Origin of the sequence: Micromonospora sp. NPDC093243 (assembly GCF_044753725.1) — a bacterium.
GTDB lineage: Bacteria > Actinomycetota > Actinomycetes > Mycobacteriales > Micromonosporaceae > Micromonospora.
Genome location: NZ_JBIVNT010000003.1, coordinates 165065 through 178220, shown reverse-complemented (window position 1 = coordinate 178220; position 13156 = coordinate 165065). Strand labels below are relative to the sequence as shown.

Sequence of the window (13156 nt, the reverse complement as noted above, 5' to 3'; positions counted from 1 at the left end):
TTGCGGCCGTCGTCGTCTTGCGGCCGTCGTCGCCCGCGGTGGCTCGCCGCCGGGTCCCGCCATGTCGGCGACCTGGCGGTATCCGATGTACCGGAACACCGCCACATCGGCGACGTGGAGTCGATCAACCCGGTCGCGGGCGGGCTGGCGTGTGGCCGTGCATTGGCCGCGCCCCGTACTTCGGGGCGAACAGCTCCCCGCCGGTCCCCGGCCGCCGCCGCCGGGGGCGCGCAACGGTCAGAGCCGCCAGGGCAGGGGTTCGGGCGGGAGGTAGCGGCAGGCGCCGCCGGTGGAGACGGTCTCGCGCAGGTGGGCGGCGAGCGCCGGGTGCCGGTCGTCGAGCTTGCGCAGCGTGTCCCGGATCCGGGCGGTCACCGTCTTGCGGGCGCGTTCGGCCTCGTCACCGAGTCGGCGGGTCCGACCGGCCAACCCGGCCGCGGCGCGCAACTCGGCGAGCAGCGCCTCCCGCTCGGCGTCCAGGGCGGCCACCCTGGCGTCGTCACCGCGCCCGGCGGCCCGGTCGATCTCGTCGTCCAGCCGGTCCAGGTGCCGCCGGTAGCGAGCCTTCGCCTCGTCGTCCAGCACCGGGTCGCCACCCATCCGGCGGGCGGCCACCAGCTCCGGCCCGGCGGCCGGGTCGAGCAGCTCCACGGCCGGGACGTCACTGCCCGGCCGGCTGAGTAGCAGGTGCAGGTCGTGCAGGCCCTTGGCGTCGGGCAGGTGCACGACCATCCCGGCGTATCCGAGCTGCCAAACGGGGCCGTCCCGGCGGAACTCGTAGCGCGAAACCGACGGTGCGACGGGCACGCCGTCCGGCTCGACGGTTGCCCCCGCCCGGGCCGCCGCCCTCGCCCCGACCGGATAGGTGCCGGTCGCAGCCGCCGCCGCGCTCGCCTCGACCGGATACGTGCTGGCCGCCGCTTCCGCTGCGGCGCTCGCCTCGACCGGATACGTGCTGGCCGCCGCTTCCGCTGCGGCGCTCGCCCCGACGGGATACCCGCCGGGAACTGCCGCAGCCGGCTCGAAGCGACGGCCAGTTCCGGCGGACCCGCCGTCCTGGTGCCGGCTGATGGCCATCGCCGGCAGCTCCTCGTCCACCGGCAGGCCGTCGGAGACCACAGCCGCCGGACTCGGCGGGGATCCCGCCACCGCGCCGACCGGCCGCGACCCGGCACCCGTCACTTGGCGGCTCGACGCTGATCCGATGGCGGAGGCGTCCAGGGCGGTGGGATCGGGCAGCCGCTCCACCACAAACCGCATGCCGAGCATGGCTGCCTCACGCCCGGTGGCATCGCAGAGCGCCCGCACCGTCTCCGCGTCGCCCGCCTGATTGCGGCGGGCCAACGCATCGGCCAGGCCGGTGCGGGCGATGACCGACCAGGGGCGGGCGCCCATCCGATCGGCCGCGTCGCGGGCCGCCCGGAACCCCGCGACAGCGTCGTCCCAGCGCTCCTGCGCGGCGTCGAGCACCGCCAGCCAGTGGTCGACCGGGCCGCCGATGTCACAGCCGAAGAGCCCCACCATCCACTGCCCCCGGTGCGGGGCCAGGGCCGCCCGCGCCTCGGCGCAGCGCCGCGGGTCACCCGACGCCGCGGCGGCCTGCGCCCGCAGGCGCAGCCACAACGGCGACACCGGCCGGGCGTACGTGATGCCGGCGGCCTCGATGTCGGCGGTGATGCGGACGGCCGTCGCGTGGTCGCCACGCTCCGCCGCCGTGATCGCGCGGGCCAGATCGAGGTGGGGGTAGGTGTTCTTGTCCAGCCCGTCGAGAAGGTCGTCGATCTCCTCGAACCGGCCCTCAAGCACCAGCCGGGCCCAGCGCAGGTGGTGGACCATGAAGGCGAAGTCGGTCGGTGGCGCCTCGCCGATCTCGTCGAGGGCGGTGAACTGCTCGTCGGCCCCGGCGAAGTCGCCCCGGAAACCGGCGATGATGCCGCCGTCGATGGCCGCCGCCATCCGGTTGCGGGCCACGTCGCCGGCTCGTCCTTGGCGGACGAAGGCGGTGAGCTCCTCGGCGTATCGCGGGTCGCCAAGTTCGAGCAGCGCGACCCAACGCAGCGAGGTCGCCCACAGCACGGTCTCCTGATCACCGCTACGGCGGGCGACCTCCCGGATCTCGGCGGTCAGCGCGGCCCGGTCGGCGGCCGTGCCCAGCCCCCAGGTGGTGTCGTGTCGGGCCCAGAGGCTGAAGGTCAGCGCCTCGTCGTCCTGGCCGCGGCGGGCCAGCGTCTCGGTCGCGGTGATCAGATCGGTGACGAGCGTGCTGACCGGCAACGCGGCGTCGGGCTCGCCGATCAGCCGCCGGTACGCCTCGCGCAGCAGCTCCTCCGCTTGCGAGATGCGCCCGCCGCCTACGTGTCGGTGCCGCTGTACGGTGAGCGCGACCCGGGCCAGCACCACGGGATCCTCGACCGTGCGGGCGAGCGCCGCCGCCTCGCCGAGAAGCTTCCTGGCCTCGTCGGACGCCCCGCAGTGCACGAGCCACTGCGCCAGCTCCACCATGATCTTCACCTGGTGCGCCCGGTCCTGGACGACCTCCAGCGCCCGCCGGAAGTGCACCACCGACTCGTCGGCGGCCAGCCGCCCACCCGCGTAGCGCGCCGCGGCGACCAGCAGGTCGGTGGCCCGGGACGGGTCGAGGGCCGCGCCCGCGAGGTAGGCGTGCCGGGCCAGATCAGCGGGGATCAGCCGCTCGCCCAGATCGGTGGAAGCGTCGACCGCCCGCACCACGGCGGCGTGCCGGGCCCGCCGCTCGTCGTCGGCGAGGCCGTCGTAGAGCGTCTCCCGTACCAGGTCATGGGCGAAGGCGAACCGGCCGCCACCGCGGGCCACCACGAGTCGGGCGGTGACCGCCCTGTCGAGGAACCGGTCGACCTGGGCCACCGGCGCCGAGGCGGACGCGGCGAGGACCTGACGGTGGAACTCGCGCCCCAGCACGGCGGCGACGGTCAGCGCCTCGACCACCGGCGCGGGAAGCTGGGCGAGACGGCGGCGCACCGCCTCGCGTACCCCTGGGGCTATCGTGCCGGCCGCGCCGTCGGCCCGCCACAGCCGCGCGGTCTGCTCGACGAAGAACGGGTTGCCACCGGTACGGCGGTGCACCTCGTCGACCAGCCCGGCGTCCGGCTCCCGGCCCGCCGTACGCGTCATCAGCGCGCCGACCTCGTCGCGGGACAGCCCGGTCAGGGTGACCGTGGTCGCCTTGGCCAGCAGCGGCATGAGCAGCGGGCGCAGCGGATGGTCGCCCGCTTCGACCTCGGCGTCGCGGTACGTGCCGATCAGCAGCAGCCGTTCGAACCAGGTGTGCTGGGCGGCGAACTCCAGCAGCCGCAACGAGGCCGGGTCGGCCCAGTGCAGGTCGTCGAGGACCACCACGACCGGACGGTGCTGGGAGACCGCGACCAGCGCGGTTGTCACCGCGTCGTAGAGGGCGAACGTCTCCTGATCGGCGTCGCCGGCCACGTCGCCACCGGCCGGGCCGGCCACCTCGGTCGGGCCGGTTAGCTGGGTCGGGCCGGACACCCCGGTCGGGCTCGTCAGCTCGGTCGGGGCGCCGGTCGGCTCGCCCAGCAGCGCCGCGAGCGCGGGCTTGGCGGCCTGCCGCGCCACCGCCCAGTCGTCGGCGGAGCGCCGCAGGCCGCGCAGCACCTGCACCCACGGCCAGTAGCCGGGGGCGGACTCCGAATCCCAGCAGGCCGCCCCGAGCACCAGCGCGCCCCGCTCGCGGGCCTCCCGTGCGGCCGCCGTGACCAACGTCGTCTTGCCGATGCCCGGCTCGCCGGTAATCAGGACGAGACCGCCGTGGCTGGTGGTCGCCCGGTCTAGCTCGGCGCGCAGCAACCCCGCGGGGTGATCCCGCCCGATGATCGCTTCGCCGGCCCGCGCCTCCATGACCTCCCGACGGTAACGGACGCCCCCGACAACGGGGTGACGCTCGGTGTCGGCAAGGTTGCGACCGCGTGCCGTCAGGCCGGCTGATCCACTCCAGTTCGCCGACATCGCGGTATCCGCGCCGGCCGGACACCCCCATATCCCCGACCTGGAGTGGATCACCCAGCGCCCGACCAGGAGGGCGCCGGCTCGCTCGGCTTACGGCCGCATCGCCTTGCCATCGAGGTCGTGGTGGCTCCACCAGTCCGGCCGGTGCCTGCGGAGCACCCCGTCGTTACGGGTCAACAGCAGCCAATTGCTGTTCAATGTCAGCGCTGCGTCCTCGCTGCGGTCGCTCAGGACCGCGGCCACGGCCTTCAGCATGTTCGGCACTCCCTTCTCGGCCATCGTGTCCTTGCCCATGTGAAAGGTGATGTCGACAAATCGATCCGGCTCCCACGACCAGACTTCACCGCCGTCGCTCTCCGCCTCGTAGTAGCCGTGGTCACCGGGGACGATGCTTACGCCGTATCCGTTCTCGTCGTAGAGATCGGCGCTCATCAGCCGATTGCCGGCTGGCGAAAGCGTCTCGGTGGCACCTGGCGCGGCCAACTCCGACAGCCGCTCCAGCGGGATGTCTCCCGCAAGCGCCAACTGGTAGTCGATGGACAACTTCGGCCCCTCCTCAGTCCCGCCGCACGATCTGCACGATTCTCCCGTCCCGGGTGACCGCTACCAACTCTTTGAGGTCCGGTACCGGCCAATCATCAAACTGTTGCTGCAGTGCCTTCAGCTCTCCGCGCCAGTCGTGCAAGTTGATTACCACCCGCTGCGACTGCGAGCTGGTGACCTTTTTGAGGACCGCGCTCCCTATCGCGCGAGGGGAGGCCGGCGGGGTGGGCGAGTAACAGTCGAATACGTAGCCCTCGATCAGGTAGTCGGGCAACGTCTTGGGGTCACCGCTGTCTCCGGTCGTTCTTCGTGCACCGGCGATCTCCTCCTGCGTCGGATTCTGGTGTACCTGGTAGCCCTTGTGCGCCACCGCATCGGCGCACTGGTTCTCTAACTCCAGCGAGCGCCGCGTGGCATCGTCGTCTGCCGGACGTATCCGGGTCCGCCGTCCGGTGGGGGTGCCGCCTGGAACGCCTGTGGGCTTTCGCGTCCATTGCGCGCCCAGTACGTCGATGCCGTCCCTGGCAGGCACGACGAGGGCCTGATCGAGGAGAGGGCTGGTCGGTGGGGGGCCGCCAGCCCCGGTCAGTTTCCCGCCGACCCCAGCCGCCGCGCCTCGGCGATCGCCGCTTCGACGGTCTGTTCGGCGGTGGCGGCTCGCTGCGTCATCAGGGCCAGGACCTGTTTGATGCTCTCCAGCGACTGGAGTATCGGTCCGGGCTGCCCGCCCTGCAGGAGCGCGGCGGCGAGCTGCTTGGCCGCGTCGACCTGGGCGATGGTCGCGGCGGACGCCTCGCGGGCGCCGATGATGCCCTGCCGGACGGGGGCCAGTGCGCCGATGGTGTCCTGCGGAGTGGCTTCACGCGGGACGCTCGCGGTGCCCTTGGTGGCCTCGTCGACCGCGACGGCGAGGGCGGTCAAGCCGCCCCGGATGTCGCCGATCGCGCTGCGTACCCGGGCCATGCCGGCCGCCACGGCGGCGAAGCCGGCGCCGGCGGCCCGCAGCGCCACCTCCTGGGCCTGGTTGTCGGCGGCGGCGGTCAGTCCCTGCGCCCGCTCGACGCCGGCGGTCAGCGCGTGGAGTTCACCGGCGATCTTCTCGACCTGCGACACGTGACCTGACCACCTCAATCGACGACGGTGGAGCTGCTGGGCCTTGAAACTACCGGGCCGTCTACCCGGGCGGCGACCCCACCGGCCCTGGACCCGGCGACCCCACCGGCCCTGGATCGGGCGTCCACCAGGGCGGGCGCCGGAAGGATGGCCGCTGGGCGTCCGGGCTGAAGCGTTGAGCGGCCCGAGGATCAGGGTTGGACGCGGTGCCGACGCAGGTGGGTGATCATCGACTGGTTCGCCTCCCAGCCGTCGGGGAACTTGACCGGCACGTCGAGGTGCATCGGTTCGGTCGACGGGTGGGCGTCGAGCAGCTCGCCGATGCCGTCCCGTGCCACCACGATGCAGGCGTGCCGGTGGCGGGAGGTGAGCACGCAGAGCCGCCCGGACTCCAGGTGGAACGCGGTGGCGTCCCGCCGCCCCGAGAGTGGGTGCAGCACGATGGTGACGTCGTACTCGCGGCCCTGGAGCCGGTTGGCGGTGTCGACGGTGATGCCCGCGCCGGCCGGGCCGAGCTGCGCGCGGATGGCGGCGACCTGGTCGCGGTGCGCGGCGCCGATCGCGATCCGGTCCGCGGTGACCGGCGCACCCTGTGGCGTCTGCTCGGAGACGGCGACCGGGCCTCGTTCCACGAGCCGCACCGCGAGCGCCGCGCAGGCCGCGACGGCTTCCAAATCGGTACGCAGGGTCTGCCGCGCCGGCAGCTCGTAGAGACCCCACCCGGACGCCGCGGCCAACTCGATCGCGTGGTCGACGCGGTCACCGGGCCCGGGCCTGGTCAACGACAGGGTCCGCTCGTCGGGGCCGGTGCCGGCGCGGAAGCCGGTGAACGGATAGAACGCCGCCGCCACCAGGGGCGCGGCGGTTGCCGGCAGCCGCCAGGACACCGGCAGCCGGTGGACGGGCAGCTCCGGGTTGTGTCGCAGCAGGACCGCCACGGCCGACTGCGTCGGATCCCAGGCCAGGCCCGTCCAGCGCGCGGTCTCGACGGTGGAGAAGGGGTCGAGCTGCCCGGGGTCGCCGACGAAGAGGGCCCGTTGGAACCTGCCGGCCACGCGCAGCAGGGCGTCCGAGCGCATCTGGTACGCCTCGTCGACGATCGCCCACGGCCAGGAGCCGTCGGTGACGGTGGCCCACTTGGCGGCCGTACCGATGATGACGGCCGGGCTGTCGAGGTCGGTGACCTTCGCGCCGACCCGGACCGTGTCGTGGCCCTTGACCCGCTCCGAGGGCTGGTAGTCGGTGGCGGAGAACCGACCGATCCGCAGCTCGGGGGCCTTGCGCGCCAGCCGGTCGATGAGGTCGTCGACCTGCTCGTTGGTCTGCGCGATGACGATCAGCGGTTCGCCGGCGGCGGCCAGCTCGACGGCGGCGCGTACCACCAGGGTCGACTTGCCGGCCCCGGGCGGCGAGTCGACGACCACGCCGCGGTGCTCGCCGGTGCGCAGGTCGGCCAGCACGCCCGCGATGACCCGGTCGGCCTCGACCGCGGGCGGCAACTCCAGCCCAGCCAGCACAGCTCTCACCCCTGCACGCCGTTTCCGGAAGAGTATCGGCCGGGGCAGGGCCGGCCGTGTTCGGTCCCTGCCGACGACAGAGGCGGTGGCCGTCGAATGCTCGACGGCCACCGCCTCTACGGGTGGTGCGGGTTCAGCCGGTCATCGCGTGACCCGGTCCGGCGTCGGCCTGTCGCCCGGCGCGTACGGCGACCGCGGGGTTTCGCCGGCGAAGCCCTGGACGGCGGCTCCGCTGGCGGTTCCCGGGTAGCGCCAGAAGGTGCCGACGACGTCGGCGACGACGGCGGTGGTGCCCAGGTGGTTGTAGACGTTGAACTGGTTGGTCGGGCCGAGCTGGGTGATGGCGGCGTTGGCGACGATCTGACCGGCCGTGGCGTTCACGTTGCTGACGTCCGGCTGGTTGATGCCGCTGATGCCGTTCGGCCACAGCTTCAGGAACGTGTTGGCGGTGGGCGTCACCGCGGTGACGTTGAGCGCCAACGCGTGGGTGCCGCCGGTCAGCAGCGCACCGGGCGTGGTGACGGTGCCGGTCCGTCCGGCGCCGAGGCTGCTGGGCAGCCCCTGCCCCTTGCGGCTGTCCACGATCCGGGTCGGCGTCTTCGGGTTGAAGCGCAGACCGTCGGCGAGGCTGCTGTCGTCGAGGAAACCGACGATGTCGACGATCACGTGGGTGTCCTTCAGCGTGTAGACGCCGAAGGTCGGAAACTCGGATCCCCACGGGCAGTCGTAGCAGTGCCGGACGGGCACGATCGCCAGGTTCGGGGTGACCGATCCGCCGGTGTAGTTGACGGTCGAGGTCTTCGGTTCCGGCCACTCGCCGTTCCAGGCGGTCAGGAATCCGTTGGACGACGGCGACACCGCGGTGATGTTGAGGACGACGGCCTTCATGCGCCAGTTGGCGTCGGTGCCGTAGTTCACCGCGACCCGCACCTGGTTCTCGGCCGGCAGCTTGGTGCCCCAGTCGCTACGGCTGTCGAACACCCGCAGCGGCGGTACCGGCTGCAACTGCCCACCCAGCTGACCCGTGTTGATCAGCGGCGTGTTGTCGCTGGCGTAGTAGCCCAGCACGTCGACGATGACGTGGGTGTAGCCGGAGAGATTGTTGATGGCGACCTTGCCGCCCGCGCCGACGGCGACCGTCACCGAGTTCGACCGGATCCAGCCCCGCTGGAAGTTCAGCGACGACGCCGTCGGCTTCGCCTGACCGGCCGGGTAGACCGTCAGGAAGCTCGACGCCGTCGGCTCGGTGACGGTCACGTTCAGCACGACCGCGCCCACACCACTCGACGGGACCCCACCACGCCCGGTCACCTGCAGGTTGACCGTGCCATTGGTGCCCACCTTCGCCTTCGGGGCGCCGGTGCCGGTGCGCGTGTCCATGATCCGCGCAGGGGTCAGCGGGTAGTAGGTACCCCTCGCGCCCACCACGCCGTTGAGGGTCAACGGCACGGTACGTGGGTTGGTGAGGCTGTTGTTCGGCAGTTGCAGGGTGGCGCTGCGGGCGCCCTTGCCGCCGGCCTTCGCCGAGACGTCCACCCGGCAGGTCTGGTTCTTGGCCAGCGTGACGCCCTTGCAGGTGTCCGCCTTGACGGTGAACGACGAGGCGTCCGTGCCGCCGATCGTGGCGGCGCCGAAGGTGATCGCCGTGTCACCCGTGCCGGTCACGGTCACCGACTGCGTCGAGCCCGTCTCGGCGATGTACTGGTCGCCGAACGCCAGGGACGCCGGGGTGACGTTGACCGTACGCGGGTCGAGCCCGTTGACGCCGAGCTGCACCAGCCGCTCGCCGAGGACGGTGTTGTCGGGCAGCCGGAGGAACGTCCAGTCGCCGCCCAGCTTGGTCGGCTTCGCGCTCACCGTGACGGTGCACGTCTCACCGGCCGCGCGGGTCGTGCCCGAGCAGGTGTCGGCCGTGATCGAGTAGCCGCCCGAGGTGTCGAACGAGGCCGTGCCGTACTCCACCGGGTCGGAGCCCATCGACCGTACGGTGATCGTCTTGCTCGCCGCCGGGCCTCCGACGACCCGGTCGCCGAAGTTGTGCGACATCGTGTCGGTGCCGGCGGCGACGAAGCCGACGTTCGAGTTCCATCGGATCTCGCCGAACAGGTCGTGCCGGTTGGTGCCGCACGAGATCACGTAGAAGGCCGCGAAACCGGTGAGCGCGCCGGTTCCGGCGTCCCGGGTGGCATCCTGGACGGAGAGGTAGCCCGGCACCTCGTCGCAGGTGGCGCCGTTGTGCGCGACGTCGACGAAGGCGAAGTCCGGGGCGTGCTCCACACCCGTCAGCTCGTACGTGGTCCCAACGGTCCACGACTCGCCGCTCGGTGGGGCCAACCGGAACGTCCAGGAGTCGCCAGCCTGGTCCGCGCGGAAGGCCAGGCCGTCACCGGCACTCGGAGTGACCGCGAAGGTGGCGCCCCCAGCCTGGTCGTAGACCCGGGAGCCCTGGTGCCACCAGGAGAGCGGGTTTCCGTCGACGGACAGCGCGGTGTAGGGAGCAGCCGGCGCGGGAGCGGCACTGGCCGGGGTGGCCACCGCCGTCACCGCTGCCAGCAGGGTTATGGTGCCGATGACGACACCACGAAGGTAACGCAACGAGACCCCCGTCTTGTTGGTTGAAGGCATGATCGCCAGCGGGACAGTAGGTTCTCCATCCGTCGACCGGCAAGATCACCTCTGGAGAACTGTCCGAAGGGCCGCCAGAGTCGGACGGTCGTCGCACGGATCGTCGGCGGGCTCGGGACCACCGGTCTCGCTGGAACCGCGGGCCGTCAGAGTCCGGCGGTCTTCAGGTAGTCGGCGAGACGGCCGTCGGCGACCAGCATGGCGCGGCCCCGGGCGGCCAGCCGCTGCCGCCAGGTGGCCAGGGAGTCGGCCAGCGGACCGGGACCGTCGGCGGCGCGGACCTGCCGCATGACGGTGGCGATGTGGTCCAGCAGGTAGCCACCGCGGCGCAGCAGGTGGGCCAGGTCGGCGTCGCGGACGTCGTCGGTGTCGTAGAGGCGTTGCCGGCTGGCCCGGTCGCGGGCCGGGGCGAGGATGCCGGCCCGTTCCCACTTGCGCAGCGTCGCCGGGGTGACGCCGAGCCGGTGGGCGAGGGCGCCCACCGTCAGCGGCCGGGCGGTCCGCTCGCCGGCCGGTGCGGTGGCCAGCACGCCGACGGTCGCCTCGACGGCGTCGAGGGTCTCCCGATCCCGCAGCAGCTGCGCATGGCCGTGGTCGACGGCGCCCAGGGCCGCGTCGAGGTCACCCCGGGTCGCGGCACGCATGATCTCGGCGGCGGTCGCATAGCCGTACGCCGGCACGAGCGCGAGGTACGCCCGCAGCGCCACCGCGTGCAGGTCGGTGTAGGTGCGGTAGCCGCTCGCGGTGCGCTCGGCGGCTGGGATCACGCCGTCGCGCTCGTAGTTGCGTACGGCCTGGGTGGAGATCCCGTGCTCACGCGCCAGGTCGACCGGACGGTGTCGCGGGTTTTGAGGGTTCAGTCGATCCTCCAAGCCTGCGACTGCGAGAAAGCCTAAAAAGGTGGTTCAACGATACGGTGAAGGTCATGGCTTCTTCACCCGTACCCCCTGCTTCGCCCGCCGGCCCCGGCCCGAGCGCCGACGAAATCGCCCAGCGGATCGCCGCCCTGCCCGAGGTGGCCGTGCTGCTGGCCGACGAGGCGTCGGGCGCCCCGGAACCGGCGTGGGGCTGGCGGTTCTTCTTCGTCGGGCCGGACCGGCGGCTGCCGTTCGCCACCCTCGGCGAGCACGACATGGCCGGCTTCGACGACGACTCGCGGCTCGACCGGCCTGGGGTCTTCCGGCTCAACCTGGACCTGGGGCGGCCGGAGTTCGAGCGGCTCTTCGGCTACCCGCCGGCCGCGTCCGCCGAGCACCGCTCGGCGATCGACTTCACCACTGTGGACGAGGTGCTGCCCCACCCGGTCTACGCCACGGCCGGCTGGGCGTGCGTGCTCAACCCGGGCCCGCGGAGCCTGGCCGAGGTGGATCGGCTGCTCGCGTACGCGCACGGCCGGGCGCTGGAGCGGCACCGCCGTGCGGTCGAGCGCCGGGACCGGCCTTCCTGACCGGTCCCGGCGCGCGGTTCCGGGCCGCGCTGTTCGTGGCGTCGTCGGTCATCGCGGCGAGCGCGGGGGCAGATGATCAAAAGGCACAGGCGGTTCACGTCGAGCATCTCCCCCGTTCACCCCCGCATGATCGGCTGGCCGGGAAGCTTTCCGCTGGTCCGGCCCCCTGTCGGTCCGGCTCGACCCGCCGAGCACCGACTCGGGTACCGCACCACGAAAGGAGCGACGATGAGGTCATCGAAGCTCGTACGCCCGAGTCTGGCGCTGCTGCTCGCCGCGGGGCTGAGCACGCTCGCGGCGCCGACCGGCGTCGCCCAGGCCGCGCCCGTATCGTCCGCGTCCACAGCGGACGCCCCGTTCACCGTCACCTCGACCGAGCAGCTCGCTCCCGGCCTGACGTACGGCTCGTTCCAGGTGAACACCGCGCGCGGCGTCACCGTCGGTTACCTACTCACCGCCGACCTGCGCAAGAACAAGGTCTCCCTGGACCTGCTGCACCCCGACGCGGTCGCGCAGCGGCAGGTCGTCTCGGCGATGACGAATGCCCAGGGCGCCGTCGCCGGCGTCAACGGGGACTTCTTCAACATCAGTGAAACCCACGCGGGGGTCGCGCCGACCAACTCGGCGTCGGGGCCGGAGATCGCCGACGGCGAGGCGCTGAAGTTCGCCGTGCCGAACGCGCAGCGCTTCGGCCCGGGGCTCGCCCCCGGCACCTCGACCCGGGACGTCTTCGGGGTGGGCGTGAACGGCAAGGCGCGCGTCGACACCCTGAGCCTGACCGGCGAGGTACGCAGCGACAAGGGCACGATCACCCTCGGCGGCCTCAACCAGTACGCGCTCCCCGTCGGCGGCGTCGGCGTGTTCACCTCCGACTGGGGCACCGCCTCCCGGGTCCGGTCGACCTGCGGCAGCGACACCAGCCGCAACGACCCGTGCAGCACCCACACCTACGAGGTGACCGTGCGCGACGGCGTGGTGACCTCGGTGAGCCAGACGCCCGGCGCGGGCGCGATCCCCAGCGACACCCAGGTGCTGGTCGGCCGCGAGGCCGGTGCGGACGCCCTCGACGACCTCGTCGTCGGCGACCGGGTGAAGGTGGACGAGAAGCTCGTCTCCGTCGGCAAGCCGAAGCTGACCTTCGCGGTCGGCGGCGCCCCGATCCTGCGCAACGGCCAGCCGCTGGTCGGCCTGGACACCAAGACCGCCGCCGTGCGCAGCGCGGCCGGTGTCAGCGCCGACGGCCAGACGGTCTACCTCGTCGCGCTGGCCGGCCGCGCCCCCGCCAGCGCGGGCTTCACGATCGCCGAGCTGGCCGACCTGATGCGCTCGCTCGGCGCGGACGCCGCGGTGAACCTGGACGGCGGCGGCTCGACCACGGTCGCCGTCCGGGAGCCGGGCCAGGCGGCGGCCACCGCCCGCAACAACCCCTCCGACGGTACGGAGCGCGCGGTCGCCAACGGCATCGGCATCTTCGTCGGCCGCCACTGACTGACCCATCGGTAAAGAAAGCGCCCCGCCTCGGAGCGGGGCGCTTCTCTTTACGTGCGTTGCCCAGCCGGATGCCCGGTTTCCGCGACCTGGCGGTCCGGCTGCTCGATGACTAGCCGTCGGCTGGCCGGGTACGCGCTGGCCATGGGTAGCCAGAAGCCGAACAAGCATGATCCCGGTGGCGAATCGGCGCGCGGACGGCGGCATCCCGGCAGCGGGGCCCGCGGCCGGCAGGGCTCGGAGGTCGAGCGCTCGCCGGAGCGCCGGCACCTGCGGGCCGCGACCGGCACCTCCGGCAGCGAACGTGACCACGGCCGCGCCAAGGTCGAGGGCAGCGAGCGGGTGCAACGCCAAGGCGGCTGACCACGATCGTGGTACGCCGCGTCATGACTGTCAGCGGCACCCGCGCTCGCCGCGCGGGTGC

Annotated in this window: 10 protein-coding genes; 3 read left to right on the top strand and 7 right to left on the bottom strand. The window is 72.7% G+C overall.

Translation table 11 applies throughout. The features are described from left to right. Positions 1–237 precede the first annotated feature (237 nt). From ACIP9D_RS10405 to ACIP9D_RS10375, 7 genes are all read right to left on the bottom strand, one after another. Positions 238–3891, bottom strand: coding sequence for an AAA family ATPase (locus ACIP9D_RS10405; RefSeq protein WP_350869102.1), 3654 nt, complete (start codon positions 3889–3891; stop codon positions 238–240). A gap of 198 nt (positions 3892–4089) precedes the next feature. Beyond that, positions 4090–4542: a SitI3 family protein gene (locus ACIP9D_RS10400; protein ID WP_350869100.1), complete on the bottom strand. Its 453-nt coding sequence runs from the start codon at positions 4540–4542 to the stop codon at positions 4090–4092. A 13-nt stretch (positions 4543–4555) separates the two neighbouring features. Then, positions 4556–4978, bottom strand: coding sequence for a hypothetical protein (locus tag ACIP9D_RS10395; RefSeq protein WP_350869939.1), 423 nt, complete (start codon positions 4976–4978; stop codon positions 4556–4558). Between the two features lie 149 nt (positions 4979–5127). Next, positions 5128–5655 carry a DUF6244 family protein gene (locus ACIP9D_RS10390; protein ID WP_350869098.1) on the bottom strand — a complete coding sequence of 176 codons (528 nt, stop codon included), beginning with the start codon at positions 5653–5655 and terminating at the stop codon, positions 5128–5130. Between the two features lie 191 nt (positions 5656–5846). After that, the gene (locus ACIP9D_RS10385; RefSeq protein ID WP_400449893.1) at positions 5847–7169 is read right to left on the bottom strand and encodes an AAA domain-containing protein; all 1323 of its coding nucleotides are present in this window, start codon (positions 7167–7169) and stop codon (positions 5847–5849) included. A 144-nt stretch (positions 7170–7313) separates the two neighbouring features. Beyond that, positions 7314–9797 carry a choice-of-anchor D domain-containing protein gene (locus ACIP9D_RS10380; RefSeq protein WP_350869094.1) on the bottom strand — a complete coding sequence of 828 codons (2484 nt, stop codon included), beginning with the start codon at positions 9795–9797 and terminating at the stop codon, positions 7314–7316. 146 nt (positions 9798–9943) lie between these two features. Then, positions 9944–10669 carry a TioE family transcriptional regulator gene (locus tag ACIP9D_RS10375; RefSeq protein WP_350869092.1) on the bottom strand — a complete coding sequence of 242 codons (726 nt, stop codon included), beginning with the start codon at positions 10667–10669 and terminating at the stop codon, positions 9944–9946. Between the two features lie 53 nt (positions 10670–10722). On the opposite strand from ACIP9D_RS10375, the gene ACIP9D_RS10370 reads away from it, so the two are divergent. From ACIP9D_RS10370 to ACIP9D_RS10360, 3 genes are all read left to right on the top strand, one after another. Further along, positions 10723–11244, top strand: coding sequence for a DUF6194 family protein (locus ACIP9D_RS10370; protein ID WP_350869090.1), 522 nt, complete (start codon positions 10723–10725; stop codon positions 11242–11244). Between the two features lie 228 nt (positions 11245–11472). Then, positions 11473–12732, top strand: coding sequence for a phosphodiester glycosidase family protein (locus tag ACIP9D_RS10365; protein WP_350869089.1), 1260 nt, complete (start codon positions 11473–11475; stop codon positions 12730–12732). Positions 12733–12840: 108 nt separating this feature from the next. Beyond that, positions 12841–13095 carry a hypothetical protein gene (locus ACIP9D_RS10360; protein WP_350869088.1) on the top strand — a complete coding sequence of 85 codons (255 nt, stop codon included), beginning with the start codon at positions 12841–12843 and terminating at the stop codon, positions 13093–13095. Positions 13096–13156: the final 61 nt, after the last annotated feature.